23 protein-coding genes are annotated in these 23,560 nt (G+C 41.0%); 17 read left to right on the top strand and 6 right to left on the bottom strand.

Annotation, left to right across the window (positions count from 1 at the left end; genetic code table 11):
* Nucleotides 1–35: 35 nt before the first annotated feature.
* Together SNE25_RS29960 and SNE25_RS29955 are read left to right on the top strand one after the other, a co-directional pair.
* Nucleotides 36–1,319: a glycosyltransferase family 4 protein gene (locus tag SNE25_RS29960; protein ID WP_321562681.1), complete on the top strand. Its 1,284-nt coding sequence runs from the start codon at nt 36–38 to the stop codon at nt 1,317–1,319.
* Nucleotides 1,312–2,064, top strand: a complete 753-nt coding sequence (locus SNE25_RS29955; RefSeq protein WP_321562680.1) for a glycosyltransferase family 2 protein — start codon at nt 1,312–1,314, stop codon at nt 2,062–2,064. The genes SNE25_RS29960 and SNE25_RS29955 overlap by 8 nt, the downstream gene beginning before the upstream one ends.
* A 60-nt stretch (nt 2,065–2,124) precedes the next feature.
* Here the strand turns inward: SNE25_RS29955 and SNE25_RS29950 are convergent, their stop codons facing one another.
* The 6 genes from SNE25_RS29950 to SNE25_RS29925 form a co-directional block, all read right to left on the bottom strand.
* Complete coding sequence (locus SNE25_RS29950; protein ID WP_321562679.1) at nt 2,125–4,626, bottom strand: hypothetical protein; 2,502 nt, start codon at nt 4,624–4,626, stop codon at nt 2,125–2,127.
* Nucleotides 4,627–4,712: 86 nt separating this feature from the next.
* The gene (locus tag SNE25_RS29945; protein WP_321562678.1) at nt 4,713–5,009 is read right to left on the bottom strand and encodes a hypothetical protein; all 297 of its coding nucleotides are present in this window, start codon (nt 5,007–5,009) and stop codon (nt 4,713–4,715) included.
* Nucleotides 5,010–5,018: 9 nt separating this feature from the next.
* Complete coding sequence (locus SNE25_RS29940; protein WP_321562677.1) at nt 5,019–5,273, bottom strand: DUF4834 family protein; 255 nt, start codon at nt 5,271–5,273, stop codon at nt 5,019–5,021.
* Nucleotides 5,274–5,520: 247 nt separating this feature from the next.
* Nucleotides 5,521–7,545, bottom strand: a complete 2,025-nt coding sequence (gene uvrB, locus SNE25_RS29935) for an excinuclease ABC subunit UvrB (protein WP_321562676.1) — start codon at nt 7,543–7,545, stop codon at nt 5,521–5,523.
* 340 nt (nt 7,546–7,885) lie between these two features.
* Complete coding sequence (locus SNE25_RS29930) at nt 7,886–8,365, bottom strand: MarR family winged helix-turn-helix transcriptional regulator (protein ID WP_321562675.1); 480 nt, start codon at nt 8,363–8,365, stop codon at nt 7,886–7,888.
* A gap of 14 nt (nt 8,366–8,379) precedes the next feature.
* Entirely contained in the window at nt 8,380–8,877 is a 498-nt protein-coding gene (locus SNE25_RS29925) for a GNAT family N-acetyltransferase (protein WP_321562674.1), read from the bottom strand.
* A gap of 271 nt (nt 8,878–9,148) precedes the next feature.
* On the opposite strand from SNE25_RS29925, the gene upp reads away from it, so the two are divergent.
* From upp to gmd, 15 genes are all read left to right on the top strand, one after another.
* The gene (gene upp, locus SNE25_RS29920; protein WP_321562673.1) at nt 9,149–9,793 is read left to right on the top strand and encodes a uracil phosphoribosyltransferase; all 645 of its coding nucleotides are present in this window, start codon (nt 9,149–9,151) and stop codon (nt 9,791–9,793) included.
* A 133-nt stretch (nt 9,794–9,926) separates the two neighbouring features.
* Nucleotides 9,927–10,622 carry a YjjG family noncanonical pyrimidine nucleotidase gene (locus SNE25_RS29915; RefSeq protein ID WP_321562672.1) on the top strand — a complete coding sequence of 232 codons (696 nt, stop codon included), beginning with the start codon at nt 9,927–9,929 and terminating at the stop codon, nt 10,620–10,622.
* Complete coding sequence (locus SNE25_RS29910; protein WP_321562671.1) at nt 10,619–11,134, top strand: DinB family protein; 516 nt, start codon at nt 10,619–10,621, stop codon at nt 11,132–11,134. Before SNE25_RS29915 ends, SNE25_RS29910 begins: the two co-directional genes overlap by 4 nt.
* A 262-nt stretch (nt 11,135–11,396) precedes the next feature.
* Complete coding sequence (locus tag SNE25_RS29905) at nt 11,397–12,251, top strand: UDP-2,3-diacylglucosamine diphosphatase (protein WP_321562670.1); 855 nt, start codon at nt 11,397–11,399, stop codon at nt 12,249–12,251.
* 257 nt (nt 12,252–12,508) lie between these two features.
* On the top strand, nt 12,509–13,510 hold the full coding sequence (locus SNE25_RS29900) for a glycosyltransferase family protein (RefSeq protein ID WP_321562669.1): 1,002 nt from the start codon (nt 12,509–12,511) through the stop codon (nt 13,508–13,510).
* A 42-nt stretch (nt 13,511–13,552) separates the two neighbouring features.
* Nucleotides 13,553–14,539, top strand: a complete 987-nt coding sequence (locus tag SNE25_RS29895; protein ID WP_321562668.1) for a DUF6427 family protein — start codon at nt 13,553–13,555, stop codon at nt 14,537–14,539.
* 45 nt (nt 14,540–14,584) lie between these two features.
* Nucleotides 14,585–15,277, top strand: a complete 693-nt coding sequence (gene purQ / locus SNE25_RS29890; RefSeq protein WP_321562667.1) for a phosphoribosylformylglycinamidine synthase subunit PurQ — start codon at nt 14,585–14,587, stop codon at nt 15,275–15,277.
* Nucleotides 15,277–16,020 (top strand): type III pantothenate kinase, encoded by a 744-nt coding sequence (locus SNE25_RS29885; RefSeq protein ID WP_321562666.1) that lies wholly within the window; start codon nt 15,277–15,279, stop codon nt 16,018–16,020. The genes purQ and SNE25_RS29885 overlap by 1 nt, the downstream gene beginning before the upstream one ends.
* Nucleotides 16,013–17,329: a hypothetical protein gene (locus SNE25_RS29880; protein ID WP_321562665.1), complete on the top strand. Its 1,317-nt coding sequence runs from the start codon at nt 16,013–16,015 to the stop codon at nt 17,327–17,329. The genes SNE25_RS29885 and SNE25_RS29880 overlap by 8 nt, the downstream gene beginning before the upstream one ends.
* An 8-nt stretch (nt 17,330–17,337) precedes the next feature.
* Nucleotides 17,338–17,919 carry an LPS export ABC transporter periplasmic protein LptC gene (gene lptC, locus SNE25_RS29875; RefSeq protein ID WP_321562664.1) on the top strand — a complete coding sequence of 194 codons (582 nt, stop codon included), beginning with the start codon at nt 17,338–17,340 and terminating at the stop codon, nt 17,917–17,919.
* A 96-nt stretch (nt 17,920–18,015) separates the two neighbouring features.
* On the top strand, nt 18,016–20,145 hold the full coding sequence (locus SNE25_RS29870; protein WP_321562663.1) for a peptidylprolyl isomerase: 2,130 nt from the start codon (nt 18,016–18,018) through the stop codon (nt 20,143–20,145).
* A 101-nt stretch (nt 20,146–20,246) separates the two neighbouring features.
* Nucleotides 20,247–20,762, top strand: a complete 516-nt coding sequence (locus SNE25_RS29865) for a DUF2480 family protein (RefSeq protein ID WP_321562662.1) — start codon at nt 20,247–20,249, stop codon at nt 20,760–20,762.
* Nucleotides 20,763–20,902: 140 nt separating this feature from the next.
* Nucleotides 20,903–21,682 (top strand): DUF3108 domain-containing protein, encoded by a 780-nt coding sequence (locus SNE25_RS29860; RefSeq protein ID WP_321562661.1) that lies wholly within the window; start codon nt 20,903–20,905, stop codon nt 21,680–21,682.
* Nucleotides 21,683–21,686: 4 nt separating this feature from the next.
* Nucleotides 21,687–22,250: a DUF3109 family protein gene (locus SNE25_RS29855; RefSeq protein WP_321562660.1), complete on the top strand. Its 564-nt coding sequence runs from the start codon at nt 21,687–21,689 to the stop codon at nt 22,248–22,250.
* 172 nt (nt 22,251–22,422) lie between these two features.
* The gene (gmd, locus tag SNE25_RS29850) at nt 22,423–23,559 is read left to right on the top strand and encodes a GDP-mannose 4,6-dehydratase (protein WP_321562659.1); all 1,137 of its coding nucleotides are present in this window, start codon (nt 22,423–22,425) and stop codon (nt 23,557–23,559) included.
* The last annotated feature ends 1 nt before the right edge of the window (nt 23,560 follow it).

Raw genomic sequence — 23,560 nt, 5'->3', positions numbered from 1 at the left:
ATTTGGGTTCACGTGAATAAATGTATTTTTGAGGCATGTTAAAAGTAGTGCACCTGAACACGTATGATGGTAATGGCGGAGCCGGGCGGGCCTGTATGCGTCTTAACCAGGCATTGCTCAGTCAAAACATCGACTCAAAGGTTATCGTCCATTATAAGTTCGGGAAAAACCCGCAGATACTCACTTTTAATTCCAAACCGTTACAAAAGGCGTATACAGCGGCTACCATTATTCTGGAGCGCTTACTGGCCAAACGTTACTTAAAACCCTTATCGCGTACACCGTTTTCATTTACCTGGTTCGGTAGGTCGGTTGTGCATCACCCTGATGTTAAAAACGCGGATATCATACACCTGCACTGGATAAACCACAGCTTTTTAGATCCCAGGCACATTGCAGAAATAGCCAAACTCAATAAACCCGTTGTATGGACGTTTCATGATAGCAATGCCTTTACCGGCGGCTGCCATGTGCGCTACACCTGCGATCATTATATGCGCGAGTGCGGTAACTGTCCGTTGCTGATTAATGCCTCGGATAACGATATATCGCACAAAATATGGCAGCAGAAACGCAAGGCCTATGATGTGCTTGATTTTGCCATAGCAGCACCCAGTTCATGGATGCAGGCCTCGGTAAAAAGCAGCAGCCTGATGCAGGGCAAGGTTGTTTTTCAGTTGCCTAATACACTCGAAACTAATGTTTTTAAGCCTGCCGATAAAAAACAGGCCAAAGCAAAGTTCGGGCTGCCTACAGACAAGTTTATTTTCCTGAGCGGCTTTATGCCATCGCGAAAAGACCTGCACAAGGGCACGCAATACCTGCTGGAGAGCATGGAGCTGTTAAAACAACGCTTAGGTGCTGATGCCGATAAAATAGAACTGGTAATATTTGGAAACAGGGGAACCGAAGGTGTGCCCGATTTTCCGTTTAAGACCAGTTTTTTAGGTACCATTAATAACGACGAGCAACTGGCGCAATGCTATATAGCAGCCGACGCCTTCCTGATCCCCTCGTTGGAAGATAACCTGCCCTATACCGTAATGGAGAGCCTCGCCTGCGGTACCCCCGTAGTAGCCTTTACTACCGGCGGGATACCTGATATGGTACAGCATGAGTATAACGGTTATTTGGCAGCCTATCGTTCGGCAGAGAGCTTTGCAGATGGTATGGAGTGGGTCATCAAACATCCGGAAAAGGAACAACTGGACAAACAGGCAAGGCAAAGCGTGATAAATAAATTCTCGGAGGAGGTGATTGCCAAAAAACATATCCGGCTCTACGAAAATTTACTTCAAAAGGAGGTCGCGGATGTTTAACCCAAAACTAAGCGTTATTACCATCGTATATAACAATGTTCGCGATATTGAGCGCACCATGCTTTCTGTTTTGGGGCAGACCTATACCAACATTGAATACATCATTGTCGATGGTCTGTCAAACGATGGTACCCTTCAGGTAATCCAAAAATACAGCGACCGTGTCAGTAAGCTTATTAGCGAAAAGGACAAAGGCATTTATGATGCCATGAACAAGGGTTTGGCTATAGCTACCGGAGATTATGTGATATTTATGAATTCAGGTGATGAGTTTTATGCCCCTGATACCGTAGCCAAAGTTTTTGCCACCTCACCCGATGCCGACATTTACTACGGCGAAACCGAAATGATCAATGATGAAGGACAAAGTCTCGGTCAACGGAGGCATAAAGCCCCTGAAGTGTTTACCTGGCTCGATTTTAAATACGGCATGAGCATAAGCCACCAGGCTATATATATAAAACGCACATTAACTGAGCCTTACGATATGCGCTATCAGCTCAGTGCCGATATCGACTGGATAATCAAGGCTGCTAAAAAGGCAAAAAAGATTGTGAATGTAAACAGCTATGTAGCCAAATACCTGGTAGGGGGCATGTCGAAAAAGAAACACCGCCAGAGCTTACAGGAACGTTTTAATATTATGAAACGATACTACGGATTAATCCCCACCGTTTTAAATCATTTCGTGATCGGTTTTAACCTGGGCTGGTACTGGCTCAAAAACAAGCGAACGAACGATTAATAAAAAAAAGGCGGCGAATTTTAAATTCGCCGCCTTTTTTGATGGAGTGCAGAAAAACCTTTATGCCTTTTTAGCCGCAGGTTTAGCTGCCGGTTTCTTTCTGGTTTCTGTATAAACAGCACCACCTAAAGCCAGCACCAGCAGGATTGATCCTGCTAATGAGATCTTCTCGCCGGCGTAATATGAAGTAGGGTGGAATATAAATTCAATTTTATGGTTGCCTACCGGTATTTGCGCTGCACGTAAAACGTAATTAGCACGGAAGTATGGTTTTTCGACACCATCAATCAGCATTTTCCAGCCTTTGTTATAATATATTTCCGAGAAAACCGCTATTTGCGAAGCGGTAGAACCACTTTGATATACCATATGATCAGGAGAGTAACTTACCAGGTCAATTTTACCTGCCGGGTCGTTTCCTAATGTCTTTTCGTCAATAACGCTTTTATATTGCTTATCCACAATAGCCTCGTTCTTAGGATCAAAGCTGCTGATAGCCTGCATTTCCTGATCGGCGTTTTCAGCGTATTTAATGCTTTTTACAAACCATGCATGACCACAGGCGGTTTGGTTTACCTGCATACTTACGTTTTGTGTTTTAGGATCGGCCGAGATAATGTACTTGGTATTCAGCATGTCCAGTACGTCCTGGTTGATGCTCTTGGTAAACTGGCTTAAATAAAGTTCCTCATACCTTTTTAACCTTGCAGCCGAATAACCTGTAATTGATTTATGGAAGAACGGATTAAATGAATCTGAACGGAAATCGGCTGTGGCATCAAACACCCGATAGTCAGGGTCTTTGTCCTTTACAATAAATTGATCAACCTCACGTGGCTTAAGTGCCTGATCAACTTCTATTTTATCCTGAAAGTTTTCATTTTTCAGGTAACGTTTATCTATCTGCCACATGTCAATTAGTGTTAACGCCAATAATACAATTGACAGAGTAAGGGCATTTACTTTCTGTTTAAGGAATGCCCATACTAAACCAAATGTTAACAGCACGAATATTAATGACCGTATAGCATCCATGCGTGCAAGGGATATCCTGTCTTTAATGATGGCGTTAGCAACATCGTTGGCCATTGACGCATTGTTTTGAAAGGCCTGGGTAAGGGTGCTGATACCCGCTGCCTGATCTTCGGCCCTGAAGCTTAGAATAAGGTCGGGCAGTACGGCAAATAAGAGGGTAATGCCGCCAACAATATAAAGCGACAGCATTAATTTTTTAATTAAAACAGTCTTGTCTTTTACCTCTGTAATTTCCTGAATGGCCAGGAATGCCAGTATCGGGAAGCAGATGCTGGCCACAGCCAGTATCGACTCAACCGCCCGGAATTTGTTGTACAGCGGGAAGTAATTAAAGAAAATATCTGACAGGAACGGCATGTTTCTGCCAAAAGAAAGCAACATGGTTAGTATTACTGTTGCCAGCAACCACCATTTTACGCGGTTTTTTACAATTAGCAATCCGAATAAGAAGAGGAAGCATACTACTGCACCAAAATAAAATGGGCCAGCTGTTCCTGGTTTATTACCCCAATAGGTTGTCATGCCGGGTATTCCAGCAGTGATTTGACGGGTATAGTTAACAGCCTGATCTTCAGGGATACCTTTTGCTATTAATACCTTAGCCGTTTCTGATGTTTGGTCAAGTACTTCAGTGCCGCTGCCGCCACCGTATGCATTTGGGATAAGGAACGTGAAACACTCACCAACACCCTGGCTCCACTGATAGGCGTATTCCCTGTCAAGACCATTGCTTGGCTCGGCCGCGCTTTGGGTAAGGTTTGATTTACCGCGGATGGTTTCTGTACCATAATCATAGGTGCTCCATAAGCTTGATGCATTTACCGCTAATGCAAGCAAGGTGGCCCCGCCTATGTAGGCTAATGATTTTAAGTAGGTTTGTAAGTTTTTATTTTTAATGGCATGGTACAACTCTATACCCATTAATATAATTAACGATAACAGCAGATAATAGGTCATTTGTACGTGATTGGCCCTTATTTCCATGGCTAAAAAGAGCGCAAGTAACGAGCCCCCGAGTACATATTTACCCCTCAGTATTAAAATAATGCTGGCCAGTACAGGCGCAAAAAACGCTATGGCGAAGGCCTGGTTGGAGTGCCCCGCGACCAGCAGGATAATATTATATGACGAAAACGTAAATGCTATAGCGCCTGCTGCAGCAAGCCACGGGTTTAATTTGAGTACAATAAACAAAAAGTAAGTACCCAGCAAAAGTATAAGTACGGTATCAACCGGGTTTGGGAACGTTGCTTTTATGGCAGATACGATATGGGTGGTGATATTATCAGGATAAGGCGCCCAGATTTGAAAGGTAGGCATGCCGCCGAAGATCTGGTTAGTCCAAAGTATGGTGGTATCCTTTGCGCGGTAATCCATTACCTCTTTTTGGGTGGATTGGGCTCCTATAACATCGCTCTGGCCCAATGTTTTACCCTGAAAGGCAGGCGTAAGGAAAAAAAAGCATATTGCTACAAAAATTGCGATAACGGCCAGATGTGTACCATTACGTTTAAACCAGTTGTTCATTTAAATTTCTTGAAATGGATAATATATATTCCTCAAAAATAGAAATTTGAATGAGAATAGGAATTATTAGTTATTAAACGAATGTTTTAACAATTGTGGGGCCTGAGCCTGAAAAATATAAACAGACCTATTATGCCTGCTATGCTAATGGCATAAGCAATAACCTGGGGTTTATTGTATTGCTCATAGTTTCTGCGGATACTAAAAAAATTGTAGAGGGCCAGCGCGCTTACCACGGTCCAGAAAAACCAGCCTATCTTATCGCACATGGCAAAACCCTGCACGGCAACAGCCATAACGATGTAATTAACAAAGATGAGCATAACAGACTCGGGAGTGTTACTATGATGTCTTCTTCTGTTAAATACTTCTTTGGGCAGCATATTTACTTATTATTTTACCTCTTCGTAATCAACAAACTCACCTTCAGAGTCGGGAACGGTGCTCTTTTTACCTTGCGGAATATAATCTACCTTAATAGCGCCGTCAGGTCTTGTTGACTGGTGCTGTTGTTGCTGGTATCGTTGTTGCTGCTGTTGTGCTTTATTTACCACGCTTTCAAAAAGTACGGGTATTAAATAGCGCATGAGGCTGCGTATAATGTATAATATGCAGATTGATATGATTAAAAAACGAATTAGAAGCATCTCAATTAATTTTTAGCTTACAAATATAAGTGATATAACGTTAAAATTGTTTTAATATGATTAGGGCTTAGGTGCAAATAAAAATATGGATGTGCAGATATGCAAATTTGCAGGTGTGCAGATGAAAAAATACTTTTTTAAGCTACACCTGAAAGCATACCATCTGTATTTTTACTTTCAAAATATTGCACACCAATGATTAACGTGAGAAGATAATCAATTATTTGCACATCTAAGATCTGCACATCTAAAACTTCTCTTCCATCATTTTTTCGAGGGCAAACATTTCGTCGCGTAATTTGGCAGCCAGTAAAAAGTCCATATCCTTGGCTGCCGCAAGCATTTCTTTTTTGGTATTATCAATTGATTTTTTCAAATCGGCTTTGGTCATGTACTGCACAATTGGGTCGGCGGCTAGTGTTGCCACATCGGCCTCCACATAAGCTTTTTGTACACCACCTTTAAAATCAACAACAGATGTTTGCTCCATAATTTCTTCGCGCGATTTGCCAACAGTTAACGGTGTAATGCCGTGAGCGGTATTATAGGCTATCTGTATATCCCGGCGGCGGTTGGTTTCATCCATCGTGATCTGCATCGAATCGGTTATCTTATCGGCATACATAATAACCCGGCCTCTGTCATTCCGGGCAGCACGACCAATGGTTTGTATCAATGAGCGTTCAGAACGCAGGAAACCTTCTTTATCGGCATCCAAAATGGCCACCAACGATACTTCCGGCAGGTCGAGTCCTTCGCGCAGCAGGTTTATACCTATCAGCACATCAAACTCGCCCAGGCGCAGCCCCCTTAATATTTCTACCCGTTGCAGGGTTTTTACTTCGGAGTGTATATACCGGCATTTAATGCCCAGTCTGTCCATGTACTTAGCTAATTCCTCGGCCATGCGCTTGGTAAGAGTGGTCACCAGTACACGGTCGCCCATTTTTATAGTCTTGTCAACCTCATCAAGCAGATCGTCAACCTGGTTAATCACGGGTCGCACATCAATAACCGGATCGAGCAAGCCGGTTGGGCGTATTACCTGTTCAACCACCACACCACCTGATTGTTCCAGTTCAAAGTCGCCGGGCGTAGCACTTACATAAACGGTTTGCGGGGCCAGTTTTTCAAACTCCTGGAAATTCAGCGGACGGTTATCCAAAGCTGCAGGCAAACGAAAACCATAGTCGACCAGTGATATTTTACGGGAACGGTCGCCGCCATACATGGCCCTGATCTGTGGAACGGTAACATGGCTTTCGTCAATCACCATCAGGTAATCGTCGGGGAAATAATCCAGCAGACAGAATGGGCGTGCCCCCGGTTGGCGCCCGTCAAAAAAGCGGGAGTAATTTTCAATACCTGAGCAGTAACCAAGTTCGCGTATCATTTCCAGGTCGTAGTTAACCCTTTCCTCCAGTCGCTTGGCTTCCAGGAAACGGCCATCATCAATAAACTGCTTTTTGCGGGTTTCCAGTTCCTCCTGTATGGCCCAGATAGATTGCAGAAAGCGTTCGCGCGGGGCTACATACAGGTTGGCCGGATATACCACCATGTGCGTCATCTTTTCGACGGTTTTGCCGGTGCTTACATCAAAGGAGCTTAGTTCCTCAATGTCATCGCCAAAAAAAGATATACGGTAGGCATAATCAAGATAGGCCGGGAAAATATCAACCGTATCGCCTTTTACGCGAAAAGTACCACGCTTAAAATCGGCCGTGGTACGGGCATATAAAATTTCGACCAGCCGGTGCAGGAACGCGTTGCGGCTGATGCGGGTGCCCACGGCAAATTTGAAAACCGAATCGGCAAAATCGTCCGGGTTACCCATACCGTAAATGCATGATATGGACGATACCACGATAACATCGCGCCGGCCCGACATTAAAGCAGATGTAGTGCGTAAACGCAGCTTTTCAATTTCTTCGTTTATCTGCAGGTCCTTTTCAATATAAGTATTGGTGGTTGGTATAAATGCTTCGGGCTGATAATAATCATAATACGACACAAAGTAGTTTACCGCGTTTTCCGGGAAAAACTGTTTAAACTCACCGTAAAGCTGGGCGGCCAGTGTTTTATTATGACTCAGTATCAGCGTAGGTTTTTGTGTTTGCTGTATAACATTGGCAATTGAAAATGTTTTTCCCGATCCGGTAACCCCCAACAGGGTTTGAAAAGGATCGCCATTATTTACACCTTCAACCAGTTGTCTGATAGCTTCGGGCTGGTCGCCGGTTGGGAAGTATTGAGATGTTAAATTAAAATCCATGTTGTTATGTAAAAATACAAATAATCCTGCAATAGGGTTTGCAAATCAAAATAAGTACATGATAATGACAACTGTATGGCAACAGTGTTTGAAGGTATAAATATTTATGTATTGGCCCAGCCTCATGCTGTAGTTGCAAACTACAAGCATAGTAATCCGAAATCAAAGGCTTTGGATAGGAGGATAGCGGACGTTAAAATATACAGTTATAAAAAAGGAGTCATGCTTAGCTTGTCGAAGCAAGGTGAGAGGGCCTCTGCGCGCGTACTTCGACAGGATGACAGGCCGCTATGCTGTACGATGTCAGATACTTCTGATAGCGAATAGCATAATAGTTGCGTTAATCTGCCGCAATGATGCGTTTGGCGCGTTCAAAAAAACTTAACCTTTTCATTTGTTCCTCTACCTCGGCAATGGCCAGCATCAGGTTGTTTTGTGTGGCGGCAAGCTCAGTTAAGGCGCTTACCATCACCTCCCAAACTGGTTTCATACGCTCAATGAGCTCCTGGCCTTTAGCTGTTAACTGGATGAGGCGTTTTCTTTCATCTGCCTTATCCCGCTTGGAGCGAATGAGTTTTTCTTTTTCAAGCTCTTTTAAAAGGCTTATGGTGGAAGGGTGAGTGTAGCCAATTTCGTTAGCGATTTCAACCACACTTAAAACCGGCCTCAAATGCAAAGTATAAATAACCGGGAACCATTTAGGCTCAAAATCAATACCATTGGCTTTGTATATCAGTGTGCCATCCTTCCGTAATTGGTCGCTAAGGCGCTGCAGCCTTGTTGAGATAGCTAAAATACCCGATTCGTCTATAACATTCATTGATAAACCCGTTATTAGTTTGACAAATGTAAGTGATAAAACATAGTATCAATACCCATCAGCGGAAATGATGGCGGCAGGTTGGCTTTATCAATCCGGGTAAAGCCATTGCGTTCATAAAAACGATGGGCGGTTGTCAAAACATCAACAGTGCCTAAATAAATATCGGTAATCTGGTTCTGCCTGCAATAGTCTATCAGCGTGTTAAGCAATAACAGGGCGGTGCCAAATTCTTTGCCGCGATATTCTTTACGCACAAACATTTTACGCAAAGCGGCCGCATTATTGCCAATAGCTATGAGTCCGATGGTGCCAATAATCTGGTCGTTGTGTGCAGCTCCCCAAAAATTGCCACCGGTTTTGTGGTAATTAGTTTCAATATCCAGCAGATCGGGCTGGGTTTCCAGTGTAACAGGAACATTAAATTCAATTTGTTGTATGGGCAGTATAATGTCAATGATCTGTTCGCAATGATCGTTATTCAGGGGTATGGTAACAATAGCTGTATTCATAAAATATAATTTATGTACAAATCTACGTAGTTAACTACGTAGATTGCAAATTGAATTTCCAAATAAAACAAAACGATGACAAAGAGGCTTTAATATATCGAAGCATAGCATGACATCCACAATGAAGTCGTAATGTCATTCCGAAGGAGGTATGAGGACGAATTTTGTACAGGTGATGTGTAACGCGTAGAAGATTTTTCGCTGCCGCTCGAAATGCAGCGATATCTTTAAACAATACATTAATTGCGGTTTAAAAGAATTAAATTTAAGCATGATTTTTATCCTCAATAAAACCAATACCATTGCCAACCAGTTTTTGGCCGAACTGCGTGATGCGGATATTCAACAGGATAAAACGCGTTTTAGGCGTAACCAGGAAAAGCTTGGGCAAATACTGGCCTATGAATTCAGTAAAACCCTCAAATATGAGGCTAAGGATGTGCAAACATCATTGGGCACGGCAATTGTAAATACCCCGGTTGAACAGCCTGTGCTCGGCACCATCTTACGGGCGGGTTTGCCTTTTCACCAGGGTTTTATGCAGTTTTTTGACCAGTCGCCTTCTGCTTTTATTACAGCCTACCGCAAAGTAAAACGTACCGGCGATTTTATCATTCAGGTTGATCATATATCGACTCCAAACCTTGATGACAAGATATTTATTTTGTGCGATACCATGCTGGCCACAGGGCAAAGTATGGTCGTGGTTTGCAAGGAACTGATGGCTCAGTATAAAATAAAAGAATTGCACATAGCGGCTGTAATTGCCAGTACCGAGGGGGTGGCGCATGTAAGGGCAAACTTGCCCAAGGCAAAATTATGGCTATGTGCCCTTGATGATGAAATGACCAGCAAGGCCTACATAGTACCCGGCTTGGGTGATGCCGGCGACTTGGCATTTGGGGATAAGGCTTGATTTCGGAATTCGGATATTTGATTTCGGAATTAGAAATTTGGATTGTTTAATTTTGGATTTATTTTAATGATGACTGATTTTGAATTTCAAAAAAAATAAATCCCAAATCGAACATCCGAATTCCGAAATCAAAATGAAAAACTACAAACACATCTTCTTCGATCTTGACCATACCATCTGGGATTTTGATAAAAATGCCGAAGAAACCCTGCACGAACTTTATATACTACACCGCTTAGGTGAGGTGGGGCTGCCACCGGCCAATGTTTTTATAGAAACCTACACTCGCAACAATCATAAGCTTTGGGCACAATACCATATAGGCGAGATCAGTAAAGATGAGCTGCGCGAAGCCCGTTTTAAAAGAACATTTATTGAGCTGGGGCTGCATCCCGACATAATCCCTGTAGATTTTGAGGATGCCTATGTAAAGCTTTGTCCTACCAAAACAAACCTGTTCCCGCATGCGCACGAAACCCTGCAGTACTTGCAGGGCAAATACACGCTGCACTTAATTTCAAACGGATTTAAGGAGTCGCAGCAATTAAAAATAGCGGGCACAAATTTGGCCGGTTATTTTCAGCATATCATTGTATCCGAAGATGTTGGCGTAAATAAGCCCGACAAGGCCATATTTGAATATGCTCTTAACCTGGCGGGAACCAGCAAGCAGGAAAGTATCATGATTGGCGATAGCCTGGAGGCCGATGTATACGGAGCTTTAAATTTTGGTATGGATGCCATTTATTTTAACCCATTCGAGGCGCCCAAGCCCGATGATGTACCTTTGCAGATTACTCATTTAAAAGAGCTAACTTTATTATTATGAGTATTAATACGGAATATAAAGGTATAGTAGCGGCATTTGACATTTACCGCCAACAACTGGATATTATTCCCGACGAAATATTTGCCGAAACTCCCGCGGAGGACTGCTGGTCATGTGCCGAAGTTTACAGCCATGTAATGAAAACTACTTTTGGCTCGTTCATAGCCATGGAGCGCTGCGCGCATAAAAATTGTCCGCCAACCACCAAAGGGTTAACCATATGCGGGCATTTTGTACTTACGTTTGGATGTTTCCCTCCCTGGAAGATCAAAGCACCTGAAGGCATGACCGCCGAAAAGATCAGTAAGGAAGATGCCCGTAATTTAATCATCAAATGCCGACAGCGGGTAGAGGTAGTACAGCCGCTTATGGCAAGCTCCCCGGCCGATATCCGCTACAAACACCCCCACCTGGGCATGCTTAATGCAAAACAATGGTTCAGGTTTACGCGCATACATTTGCAGCGCCATTTAAAGCAACTGGAAGAGATTAAAAAAAAATTGCATAGCTAAGGTAACCTTTTACATTTAACAGAGTCTTAACAATATAATAATTTAGTTTACCGACATTTGTTAAAATCATTTAATGATGAATTTTGAATATGCGTATTTGCTTGTTATTGGGTTGCTGCTTTTGGTAGGTGCCTTTTACATAAGCCCTTATGAACTGAATGTTAATGAAGACGAAGACGACGAGTAATCGTTTGTTGAACAATTCAATTATAAATATTAACTGGCGTTTCCTGCCGGATGAGAACGTAACCCCCCAATTTTAATGTCAAAACGTGAAGTTGATATTGTAGTAATATCTGACGTGCATCTGGGTACTTATGGCTGTCACGCCAAAGAGTTGCTTAAATATTTAAAAAGCATCAAACCCAAAATGCTTATCCTTAACGGCGATATTATCGATATATGGCAGTTTAGCAAATCGTACTGGCCCGAGGCCCACATGAAGGTGGTGCGCCGGATACTTAAATTTGTAACCGATGGTATACCTGTACATTACCTAACAGGAAACCATGACGAGATGCTGCGCAAATTCACCGATTTTAATCTTGGATCGTTCGAGTTGCTCAATAAAATTGTACTGAACATCGATGGCAAAAAAGCCTGGATATTTCATGGCGATGTATTTGACGTTACCATGCAGCACTCCAAATGGCTGGCCAAATTGGGAGCGGTAGGCTATGATAGCCTTATCCTGATCAATAGCTTTGTTAACTGGTTGCTAATGGCTTTCGGTCGCCAAAAAATGAGTTTCTCGCAAAAAGTAAAGGCCCGGTTTAAAGAAGCTGTGAAATTCATAAACCAGTTTGAGCAAACCGCTGCCGACCTGGCAGTTGATAAAGATTATCAGTACGTAATTTGCGGACACATTCACCATGCCGAAATCAGGAGTATGCAGAATACCGATAAAACAGGCTCCGTACTATATTTAAATTCAGGCGATTGGGTGGAAAGCCTTACCGCGCTGGAGTATCTCGACGGCGAATGGAAAATATTCAAATACAATCCCGACGATTTTAAAACTGATACCGACGAAGATGATAAAACCGACGCCGAAGATCTGGACGCCAAACTGGATGTTAAAAACCTGCTTGAACGTTTTAAACAGGAACCGCATTGAGACTTTGGGATTTTAAAACGATGGGATTATTGGACTTTTAAATTACAAGATCATAAAAGAGTTAAGCACTTATTTCTTTATTTATTTCTTGTCGCATAGTCCTAACAATTCCGATGTCTCATACTCTTAATAAAAAATCGCTTTTCTTTACTAACTTGACCGCCGCAACTAAAAACTATGAAAATTTATGTTTAAAATTTGTTAAAATGGATCAAAACCTATCTGTTTTATATCAAATTTGAACACTTTTATACCCCATGAAGATACTTTTTGCCATACAGGGAACCGGTAACGGACATATTAGCCGGGCCCGCGAAATTGTGCCTTTATTGCAACAATATGGCGAGGTAGATTTATTGGTAAGCGGCACCGAAGCCGAGGTTTCATTATCGCAGCCACTTAAGTACAGGTTCCATGGATTTAGCTTTGTATTCGGAAAAAATGGCGGGGTGGATAACTGGGCAACCTATAAAATCATGAACCTGCGCCAGCTCTGGCGCGATATGCATAGCCTTCCGCTAAATCATTACGATCTGATAATCAATGATTTTGAGCCTGTGAGCGCTTGGGCGTGCCGGTTGCAAAAAGTGCCGTCGGTATCATTAAGCCACCAGTGTTCATTCGTTTCGGCAAAAACACCAAGGCCCGCAAAATGGAATTACGCGGAGTGGTTGTTTAAGTATTATTCGCCTACCACTTATCATGTGGGTTTCCATTTTGAGCGGTATGATGATTTTATAAATACCCCCGTGATCAGAAGTGGTATCCGGGAAATGGAAACAGCAAATCTGGGGCACTATACGGTATACCTGCCGGCGTATGACGATAAAATTTTGCTGAAGCATTTAAGCCAGACCGAGGCCAGGTGGCAGATATTTTCCAAACGGCAAAAAACACCCTATCAATCTGGTAATGTGGAGATTTTCCCCGTAAATAATGAGGCATTTAATAAAAGCCTTGCCAATTGCGAAGGTTTGCTTACCGGCGGTGGCTTCGAAGGGCCCGCAGAAGCGCTTTTCTTGAAAAAGAAAGTATTAATGATACCTATGAGAGGCCAGTATGAGCAGCAATGCAATGCCTTATCTGCATCAAAACTGGGCGTGCCGGTGGTTCATGAGATCAATGAAAAATTTACCGGTCATCTTAATAACTGGATACAGGATGATAAAAAAGTGACTGTAGATTTTCCGAACGAAACAGCCAAAATAGTTGATGACCTGGTGAAGCGATATGCAAAACCACAAAGCATTATACCATAAAGGTTTTTCTGCTAATTTTACCCCGCAAAATAGCGCGCCATTATGATCAGTATTTTCAGATCCTTTAATCCCTTAAATGCTTTATGGCTTGTATTGGTATTGTTCTTGTCGCGTTTAGGCTATTTGTTTCATGTGCCGGATAAGCTGCAATTCATTTTTGTAGAGCCCTTTGCCCGGTTGCTGGTACCCGTATCCTATGAATATGCTTTTTCGCCTGCTTTAAATGTATTACTGGCAGCTGTACTGGTGTTTATACAGGCTTTATTATTTAATTACCTTATCAATTTCCATAACTTACTGGGTAAACCTACCTTTTTACCAGCATTAATGTACATAACGCTGTCGGGCCTGTTTACGCCATTTTTAATGCTGAGCGGTCCGCTTATCTGTAATTTCTTGCTGATATGGATGCTGTTTAAGGCATTTAGTCTTTACAAAGGCGATGATGCCAAATCAACAGTTTATGATATGGGTATGATAGTGGCGCTGGGCTCGTTAATTTATTTGCCATTTATTTATATGTTTTTGGCAATATGGATAGCGCTTATATTATTTAAACCGTTTAACTGGCGCGAGTGGGTGGCGGGCATACTCGGCTATTCTACGGTGTTTTTCTTCCTGGCGGTTTTTTACTATCTCAATGACCGTATTGCCTATTTTTCTAACATCTGGCTTCCTTTAGGTACAAAGTTTCCTGATCATATCAGCATAAACTCCTACAATTACTTGCTGCTTATACCCGTAATACTGATCCTGGTGCTGTGTTTTTTCAAATTGCAGCAAAATTTCTTTAAAAGCTATGTACAAACGCGTAAATCTTTTCAGCTGTTATTTTTTATTTTCTTAATAGCCGCTTTTTCATTTTACGTAAACGCTGCATTCCACTTAGACCATTTTTTATTGTGTATAGCACCTGCGGCGGTGTTTTTTGCCTATTTTTTTCTGTATGCTACCCGTAAATGGTTTTACGAAGGCCTGTTTTTACTGCTGCTAATCAGCATTATCTGCTTTCAGTTTAACAAATTTTAACTTTTACATTCGTTCTTATTTCAGCGGTTATATTAGTTTTGTACCATGAAATTTGGAGTAGTTATATTTCCCGGGTCTAATTGTGATGAAGACATCATATATGTATTAGAAAAAATAATGGGTCAGCAGGTGGTAAGGTTATGGCATAAAGACCATGATTTGCAAGGTGTTGACTTTGTTGTTTTACCAGGCGGTTTTTCTTTTGGCGATTATCTGCGTTCGGGAGCAATATCTCGTTTTTCACCAATTATGCAGGAAGTTATACAGTTTGCCGCTAAGGGAGGCTATGTAATGGGCATCTGCAATGGTTTCCAGATATTAGCAGAAGCTGGTTTGCTTGACGGCGCCTTACTGCATAACGAAAACCGTAAATTCATTTGCCGCAATATTTACTTAAAGCCGCAAACAACCAAATCATTACTTACCGCGCAATTGGTACAGGATCAGGCTTATAAAATCCCCATCGCCCATGGCGAAGGTAATTACTTTGCCGATGCCGATGTAGTAAAGGCGCTTAATGATAACGAGCAGGTATTGTTCAGGTATTGTGATGAAGCAGGTAATATTGTTAGCGAAGCTAATCCTAACGGATCATTAGAAAATATTGCCGGGATTTGTAATGCAAACAGGAATGTATTTGGTTTAATGCCGCATCCTGAACGCGCTGCCGATAGCCTGTTGGCTAATGAAGATGGGCTGGCAATTTTTGAATCGATATTATCATTAGTTAAGGCCTGATGACCAATTTGGTTATCGATATTGGTAACACGTATACAAAAATCGCGGTTTTTAAGCTGGATGAATTGCTGGCAGTAGTGCAGTATGAAACTGTAAATACCGAAACGCTGGATAGTTTTTTGAGCAGTTACAAAGTTAACAGGGCTATAGTATCGTCGGTTAAAAAACATATAGAGCCCTGGCAAACCGACTTGGGTGCAAAAATTCCGCTTACTCATTTCAATGCCCTGATTAAAAGTAGTATACAGAACCATTATTTAACCCCTGAAACACTTGGTACTGACCGATTAGCATCTGTAATAGGTGCAAATCATGTATATCCGGGCTTAAACAGCCTGGTAATTACCGGTGGAACAGCCATAACGTATGACTATGTTGATGCCGGCGGAAATTATTTTGGCGGAAGTATATCACCCGGTTTAAATATGCGTTATAAGGCTTTAAATTATTATACTGCCGGTTTGCCACTAATTAATGCAGATGCGGAGTTTAATACCGAATACGGAAATAATACAGAAACCGCTATACGCTCGGGCGTACAAAACGGTATAAAGCATGAACTAACGGGATTTATTGAAAGCTATAAAAGCAACAGTCCCCAACTTAATATTGTACTAAGCGGGGGCGACAGTATTTTTTTTGATACTCTATTGAAAAATAGCATCTTTGCCCCCTATATTAAAATTGAACCTTATTTGGTTTTAAAAGGATTAAACGCAGCTATACAAAAGCATAATGATTAAATATACCAGGTTTTTTATAACACTTTTATTTGCTGTTATTGCATTTGCAGCACATTCACAGTCAACTGCAACTTCAAGTTCTCCATATTCAAGGTACGGTATTGGTGATATCGACCCTCAGTTAATGCCGCAAAATGCCGGCATGGGTGGTATTGGTGTTGCTACAAACAGAATGAGTTTCTTTAATAATATCAACGTTATAAACCCTGCGTCATATGGTGCTATAAATCTTACAACTATTGATATAGGCTTGTATGGTAGTTTTTTAAACCTGAGCCAAACTGGTGCCGCCAGTCAAAGAAACAATAACTTCAGGCTTAGCCATGTAGCATTTGCTATACCGGTATCAAAACGGTCGGCTCTTAGCTTTGGATTGCTGCCCTACAGCGAGCGCGGTTATAACTATACTAAATCAGTTAAAGGAACAGGAACAATACCTGCTGATACTAATATTACCAATTACTCTTACAGCGGAGATGGTAGCTTATCAAAGGCTTATCTCGGTTACGGTTTCGGCTTAGGGAAACACTTGTTATTAGGTGGTAATGTGTCATATATATTTGGTACCTTAAAAGATATAGGTACAACCGAAATTCCTAACCTGATTGGAACAATAAATTCAAGAATTGAACAGAGCAATGCAATCAGCGGGTTAAATTATGACTATGGTATTCAATACTCTGTTGATTTTTCTGAAAATAAGCACTTAACCTTCGGCTATTCCGGTTCGGTTGGTTCAAAATTAAATTCACAAAGCAGTTTTATTGTAAGCCAGTATTTTACCGATGCCAGCGGAAACCAGGATGTTCCTGCCGATAGTGTTATTAACAGACAAAGCGCCAAAACAAAAATAAAACTTCCGCAAACCAACCGTTTTGGTATATCATTCCAAAATGAAGGTAAATTCCTGGTAGGTGCAGATTATACGATGAGCAATTGGTCTGACTTTTCTATTGGCGGTGAATCTCAAGGGTTACAAAACAGCAGGACTTTCAATATAGGAGGCCAGTACACACCAAACCTCCAAACACTGCGTAATTACCTGGCATCTGTTGATTACCGTTTAGGTGCAATTTATGACGAAACGTATATGGTAGTTAATAATACCAGGATTAAAAGATACGCCGTTACTGCGGGTTTAGGTTTACCCTTACGCCCTAACAACGGCAGCTTCTATAAGATCAATATTTCGGCAGAAGTAGGTAAAAGAGGTTCGTTAGTCAATGGCCTGGTAAAAGAAAATTACATCAATATTCATCTGGGCTTTACACTTAACGACAGGTGGTTCCAAAAGTATAAATTTGATTAAGCAACATAATGAATAACCGGGTAAAACATTTAAAGGGCTTGCGCCTGTTGTTATTGCCTGTGCTTGCTCTTTTTGTGGCTTCCTGCGAAAATGACCTAAACAAGGTAAAGGAAATTTCATCAAATGAAGTTGGTATCATAGTATCACCAACTACAGGGGTAGATCTGATCATGAGCGACTCGGCAAGAGTTCAGATGCACTTAACAGCTCCGTTATTATTGGAGTACCAAACAAAAAAGCCTTACAAAATAGCGCCAAAAGGTATCAAGATCATTCATTACGATAAAATAACTCAAAAAGAAGATGGCACTATTATAGCCGATACCGGTATATTGCATGCCGGCGACAAACTATATGAGTTTCGCAAAAATGTAGTAGCTACTAACGCTAAGGGCGAAACCTATAAATCAGATGAGTTATTCTGGAATTCGGAAACAAAAAAGGTATACTCCCATAAAAATGTGGAAGTTACTATGAATGGCGGAAATGTGATGAATGGAGACGATTTTGAAAGTGATGATAAGTTTCTGCACCCTAAACTTAGGAATAGCAAAGGTGTATTTCATGTTGATGAGAATGCGACGCAGTAACACTTTTTTTCGGGAAAATTTTGTGTTATAGAATTTTACTAAAAATTGTATCTTGCGCCCTCTTTTGAAGAATAGAAAAATAATTATAAAAAGTATATGGGTATAATGGGTTACTTGCGCGAAAGAATGGGGACAATTCTCGCATTCTTTATTGGTTTCGCGCTTCTTGCTTTTATTGTGAGCGAGGTTGTGAGGTCTGGCGGCTCTTTTTTTAGAGACGATAACAATGAACTGGCCGTTGTAAATGGCGAAAAAGTTCCTTATGATGAGTTTAATAAAAAACTAGAGCAAAATACTGCTCAGTTTAAACAGGCAGGGCAGACTATCTCTCCGCAGATCACCAGTTATATACAGGAAACAACCTGGAATCAATACCTGAGCCAGCTGTTGCTGAAAAAGGAAATTGAAAAGGTTGGTCTTGTTGTTGGTGGCGATGAAAGCTCATCTATGGTTAACGGTAACACACCAGACCCTCAGATTGCTCGTCAGTTTGCCGATCCGCAAACCGGTCAGTTTGATAGAAACAGGCTTAATCAGTTTTTAAGCTACCTGCAATCTGGAAAAGCTGATGTTACTCAAAAACAAGCATGGAAGGATTTTCTGGGCCAGTTGATTGAGGCAAAAATGGCAAGTAAATATATGGCACTGGTAACCAGTGGCCTGTATGTAAACTCACTTGATACTAAAGATGATTACGAGGCTAAAAATAAACTGGTGAATTTCAAATATGCCACGCTTGATTATTCCTCTATTCCCGATGCTAAGGTAACCTTAACAGACGACGATTATAATACCTATTATAACGCGCACAAAGGAGAGTTTAAAAACCCGCAGGATTTGAGGTCATTTGAATATGTGAGCTTTAATGCCGCCCCTTCAAAAGAAGATAGTGTAGCTTTAAAAGCTGATGCGGATAAACTGGCTGAGAAATTTAAAGCCAGCGACAACGATTCTCTTTTTGTTCAGATCAACTCTGAAACAAAAACGCCGATAGCCTTCCAGAAAAAAGGTGCGCTTGAACCAAAACTCGATTCATTGATGTTTAATGCTGCTAAAGGCTTTACTTATGGTCCATACGTATCAAACGGCAGTTACAAAATTGCCAAGCTTACCGACATTAAAACCACTTTTGATTCGGTTAAAACAAGGCATATATTAATTAATCCTGCTGCAGAAGGCGGCATTGATAAAGCTATTGCTAAAGCCGATTCGCTTAAAAAATTAATTCAGGGTGGTAAATCGTTTGCCGATCTGGCTGCAACTTTCTCGGTTGATAAAGGAAGCGGTTCAAAAGGTGGCGATATCCCGGCTTTTGATGTTAATGGCGCCATGGGTGGTGGTCAGGGTCAAATTACACCTGAATACACCAACGCTGCTTATAAAGCAAATAAAGGCGACCTGGTTGTGGTTACTTCACAGTTTGGTGTTCACCTGATCCAGATCGAAGATCAAAAGGGTTCAGTAAAGGTTGTAAAAGTAGCCATTGTTGATAAACCAATATCGGCCAGCAGTAAAACACAAACTGTGGCTTACAGCAAAGCGCAGGCATTTTTAGGTAACCTGACCAAAAATAACTTTGACGCCGAGATTAAAAAAGAAGGCCTGAAAAAGAGCGTTGCCCAGGATTTTACTGGTGTAGCCGCAGGCCTGCCTGGTTTGGATAATGCAAGAGAAGTGGTAAGATGGGCTTACAAAGCAGAGAAAGGCGATATTACCGACAAAGTATTTACCGTTGGCGATCAATACATAGTAACCCGTTTAAGCGAAATTAAGCCAAAGGGTATATTAGCGCTTGACTTGGTTAAAAAACAAATTGAACCGGCTGTTCGTAACGATGTGAAAGCAAAACAACTGAGCGAGAAATTCCAGGCTGCTTTAAACGGATCATCAACAATTGATCAGGTAGCTCAAAAAGCAGGCAGTAAAGTAGTTCCTGTTCAAAACATTGTTTTTGCAAACCCGGTAATCCCTGGTGCTTCAATTGAATATAAAGTGATAGGATCTGTTTTTGGTTCACAGCCAAATAAGCTTTCAAAACCGGTTAACGGGCAAACAGGTGTTTATGTGTATGTTGTTGATGGGTTTACCAATCCGCCGGCACTTTCAAATAATGTAAGAGAAAAACAACAAATAAGCCAGGTTTTACTGCAACGTTCAGAAGGACAGATATTAGATGCCCTGAAAGATAATGCCAATGTAAAAGATAACAGGGCTAAACTGTTATAATAAAATTTTAAAGTAATTTTGTATCCGGAAGCAGCTTAAATGTTGTTTCCGGATTTTTTGTTTAGGAATTATTTTGATTTCGGGTTTAGAATTTAAAAGTGATGGACATACAGGAAAATATAGTGAATAAAGTGGCTCAGAGTGGCCTGGTAACTTTAGATCCTGCTGCTTTTTATCCAGCCGGTGAACGTGTTGTTTACGATATAAAAGATAACCTGTTCCACGGTCTTATATTACGTGAAAAGGATTTCAGGGAATTTGTTAAAGAACATGACTGGGCACAGTATCAGGGCAAAAATGTAGGTATTACCTGTACTGCCGACGCTATAGTGCCTGCATGGGCCTATATGTTGCTGGCAAACCGGATGGCTCCATACGCCCGGGAAGTTGTTTTTGGTGATAAGGGAGTTTTGGAAACAGTATTGTTTGAAAAAGAAATGGCAAAAGCCGATTTTGAACAATACCGCGATCAGCGTATAGTGTTAAAAGGTTGTGGTGATGCTGATGTACCTGTTTCGGCCTATGTGGAGTTAACAAAAAAACTGAGCCCGATAGTAAAAAGCCTCATGTTTGGCGAACCTTGCTCAACCGTGCCAATTTATAAACGTAAAGATTAATCATTTCTTTTTTATAAAAGCTCCTGTTTAGGGTAATTATAAATCAGTGCAATAAAATTGAGTTTAAACCATTTATAGTAGCAGTTGTCATATCTTCGGCCCGATAAATGCCGGGCTGATATTAAAAGCAACAAGCGCTGATGAGAAAAACTCTTTTTTACACCCTGTTCCTCCTTTTATACTATAGTACTGCTTTTTCGCAGGAACTAACAAAAATAAGCGAACCGGTTTTTAAGGTAGGTGAAAAGCTGAGCTATAAAATGAAATATGGCTTTTTTACCGCAGCCGAAGCTAATATAAGGGTAGAAGCCAGCGATAAGAAGTTTGACGAACCAGTATTCCATTTAATAGCAGAAGGAAAAACGGCCGGCAGCTTTGATTTTTTTTACAAAGTGCGCAATAAATACGAATCGTATGTTGACCAAAATACCCTGTTGCCTTATTATTATACCGAGAACCGGCGCGAAGGAAAATGGAAGCACACAGATAATGTAACCTTTGACCATAAAGACAGTAAGGTAACCGCCAATAAAGGAGTATTTACGTTTAAGGGAAAAACATTTGATTTCGTATCGGCCTATTATTTTGCACGTACTATTGATGTTTCAAAACTAAAGGTTGGCGATAAATTTGAATTACAATATTTTCTGGAAGACGGGTTTCATTCTATGGGTATAACCTATTCAGGTACCGAAGTAGTAAGTTGTTCCATGGGTAAGTTTAACTGCCTTAAATTTAATCCTACCATTATTCCGGGCCATGTTTTCAGGAAGGATAGTAAATTGTACCTTTGGGTAACTAATGATGGTAACAGGATACCTATAAAGGCGCATGTGGAGGTGATAATTGGTAGCGTAACAATGGATCTGCAAGCTGCCAGTGGTCTTAAGTATCCTTTAAATCCTATAAAAAGTAAATAAAAATATGATTGAGGTTGGTAATGTATTGGTGCACGAGGATGTTGTGAAGGAAAATTTTGTTTGTAATTTGACCAAGTGCAAGGGGGCCTGCTGTTTGGAGGGCGATTCCGGCGCACCATTAAATGCCGATGAACTTGATATATTAAAAGAAATATACCCTAAGGTAAAACCTTACCTTACCGAAAAAGGTATCAGAACCATTGAAAAGGTGGGTACTTATGTGAAAGACTTTGAAGGTGATTATACCACGCCCTGTGTTGATGTAAACAAAGAATGCGCTTATGTAATATGGGAAAACGGCATTACTAAATGTGGTATCGAAAAAGCATATGAACAAGGCGCAATCAGCTGGAAAAAGCCCATTTCCTGTCATTTATATCCTATCCGTATAACTGCTTATCCAGAATTTGATGTGTTGAACTATGACCGTTGGAGTATCTGTAGCCCTGCATGTTCTTTTGGTGATGAACTTAAAGTACGGGTTCATGAATTTTTGAAAGATCCGCTTATACGCAAGTATGGCAAGGAATGGTACCATGAACTTGAAAATGAGGTTTCGGGTATTTAATTATTATCAGACCTTAGTTATATTTTTTACTGAAATAAGTTATACCGGTAATACTTTGTTTACTCAAAATCGCTAACTTTTTATAAAAAAGCAGGCTTATATTATACTGTATGCAGTTTTTACAATTAATTTGGATAATATTGTAATATATAAGTTTTAGCGTATTTAATTAATGAAAACAGCTTTAATAACAGGTATAACAGGGCAGGATGGTGCATATTTAGCCGAGTTTTTACTGAAAAAAGGATATGAAGTACACGGTGTAAAACGGCGGTCGTCATTATTTAATACAGAACGCATTGATCATCTTTACCATGATCCGCATGAGCCTAATGTGAAGTTTAAACTGCATTATGGCGATCTTACAGATTCAACTAATTTAATAAGGTTAATACAGGAAGTACAGCCCGATGAAATTTATAATCTGGCCGCCCAAAGCCATGTTAAAGTAAGTTTTGATACGCCTGAGTATACAGCAAATGCCGATGGTATAGGCACCCTGCGTATTTTGGAAGCTGTACGGTTATTGGGGCTTGCCAAAAAAACACGCATATACCAGGCTTCAACATCTGAGCTTTATGGCCTGGTACAAGCTGTTCCACAAAGTGAAACTACGCCATTTTATCCCCGCTCACCTTATGCGGTAGCAAAACTATATGGCTACTGGATAATTGTAAACTATCGTGAAGCTTATGGCATGTACGCCTGTAATGGTATATTATTTAACCACGAAAGCCCTATCAGGGGCGAAACTTTTGTTACCCGGAAAATTACCCGTGCTGCTTCAAAAATTGCCCTGGGCCTGCAGGACTGTCTGTATGTGGGCAACCTTTCGGCTCAGCGCGACTGGGGACACGCCAAAGATTATATTGAAGCCATGTGGCTGATGCTGCAGCAGGATGAGGCTGATGATTTTGTGGTTGCTACCGGTATTACTACCACCGTGCGCGATTTTATAAGAATGGCCTTTAATGAGCTGGGTATTGAGGTAGAGTTTAGTGGTAAAGATGAAAATGAACGCGGCGTAATTATTGACATTGATCAGCAAAAAGCAGCCGAAATTGGTTTAAATACCGATGTTTTAAAGTTTGGGCAAACCGTTGTTAAAGTCGATACCAAATATTTCAGGCCTACTGAAGTTGATTTGTTAATTGGTGATGCATCCAAAGCCTTTGAAAAATTAGGCTGGAAACCTAAATATGATCTGCAGGCACTGGTTACTGATATGATGCAGTCAGATTTACATTTGGTTAAAAAAGATGAATATTTAAGAAAAGGTGGTTTTAAAACACTTAATTATTTTGAATAAC

It is taken from the genome of Mucilaginibacter sabulilitoris (assembly GCF_034262375.1).
Classification (GTDB): domain Bacteria; phylum Bacteroidota; class Bacteroidia; order Sphingobacteriales; family Sphingobacteriaceae; genus Mucilaginibacter; species Mucilaginibacter sabulilitoris.
The sequence above is the reverse complement of the archived record's forward strand: the minus strand, read 5'-3'. Positions and strand labels throughout refer to the sequence as shown.

Excerpts from the sequence above, each read along its gene's own strand:
- SNE25_RS29960 (WP_321562681.1), top strand. The coding sequence starts at position 36 with ATGTTAAAAGTAGTGCACCTGAACACGTATGATGGTAATGGCGGAGCC.
- SNE25_RS29955 (WP_321562680.1), top strand. The coding sequence starts at position 1,312 with ATGTTTAACCCAAAACTAAGCGTTATTACCATCGTATATAACAATGTT.
- SNE25_RS29950 (WP_321562679.1), bottom strand. The coding sequence starts at position 4,626 with ATGAACAACTGGTTTAAACGTAATGGTACACATCTGGCCGTTATCGCA.
- SNE25_RS29945 (WP_321562678.1), bottom strand. The coding sequence starts at position 5,009 with ATGCTGCCCAAAGAAGTATTTAACAGAAGAAGACATCATAGTAACACT.
- SNE25_RS29940 (WP_321562677.1), bottom strand. The coding sequence starts at position 5,273 with ATGCTTCTAATTCGTTTTTTAATCATATCAATCTGCATATTATACATT.
- uvrB (WP_321562676.1), bottom strand. The coding sequence starts at position 7,545 with ATGGATTTTAATTTAACATCTCAATACTTCCCAACCGGCGACCAGCCC.
- SNE25_RS29930 (WP_321562675.1), bottom strand. The coding sequence starts at position 8,365 with ATGAATGTTATAGACGAATCGGGTATTTTAGCTATCTCAACAAGGCTG.
- SNE25_RS29925 (WP_321562674.1), bottom strand. The coding sequence starts at position 8,877 with ATGAATACAGCTATTGTTACCATACCCCTGAATAACGATCATTGCGAA.
- upp (WP_321562673.1), top strand. The coding sequence starts at position 9,149 with ATGATTTTTATCCTCAATAAAACCAATACCATTGCCAACCAGTTTTTG.
- SNE25_RS29915 (WP_321562672.1), top strand. The coding sequence starts at position 9,927 with ATGAAAAACTACAAACACATCTTCTTCGATCTTGACCATACCATCTGG.
- SNE25_RS29910 (WP_321562671.1), top strand. The coding sequence starts at position 10,619 with ATGAGTATTAATACGGAATATAAAGGTATAGTAGCGGCATTTGACATT.
- SNE25_RS29905 (WP_321562670.1), top strand. The coding sequence starts at position 11,397 with ATGTCAAAACGTGAAGTTGATATTGTAGTAATATCTGACGTGCATCTG.
- SNE25_RS29900 (WP_321562669.1), top strand. The coding sequence starts at position 12,509 with ATGAAGATACTTTTTGCCATACAGGGAACCGGTAACGGACATATTAGC.
- SNE25_RS29895 (WP_321562668.1), top strand. The coding sequence starts at position 13,553 with ATGATCAGTATTTTCAGATCCTTTAATCCCTTAAATGCTTTATGGCTT.
- purQ (WP_321562667.1), top strand. The coding sequence starts at position 14,585 with ATGAAATTTGGAGTAGTTATATTTCCCGGGTCTAATTGTGATGAAGAC.
- SNE25_RS29885 (WP_321562666.1), top strand. The coding sequence starts at position 15,277 with ATGACCAATTTGGTTATCGATATTGGTAACACGTATACAAAAATCGCG.
- SNE25_RS29880 (WP_321562665.1), top strand. The coding sequence starts at position 16,013 with ATGATTAAATATACCAGGTTTTTTATAACACTTTTATTTGCTGTTATT.
- lptC (WP_321562664.1), top strand. The coding sequence starts at position 17,338 with ATGAATAACCGGGTAAAACATTTAAAGGGCTTGCGCCTGTTGTTATTG.
- SNE25_RS29870 (WP_321562663.1), top strand. The coding sequence starts at position 18,016 with ATGGGTATAATGGGTTACTTGCGCGAAAGAATGGGGACAATTCTCGCA.
- SNE25_RS29865 (WP_321562662.1), top strand. The coding sequence starts at position 20,247 with ATGGACATACAGGAAAATATAGTGAATAAAGTGGCTCAGAGTGGCCTG.
- SNE25_RS29860 (WP_321562661.1), top strand. The coding sequence starts at position 20,903 with ATGAGAAAAACTCTTTTTTACACCCTGTTCCTCCTTTTATACTATAGT.
- SNE25_RS29855 (WP_321562660.1), top strand. The coding sequence starts at position 21,687 with ATGATTGAGGTTGGTAATGTATTGGTGCACGAGGATGTTGTGAAGGAA.
- gmd (WP_321562659.1), top strand. The coding sequence starts at position 22,423 with ATGAAAACAGCTTTAATAACAGGTATAACAGGGCAGGATGGTGCATAT.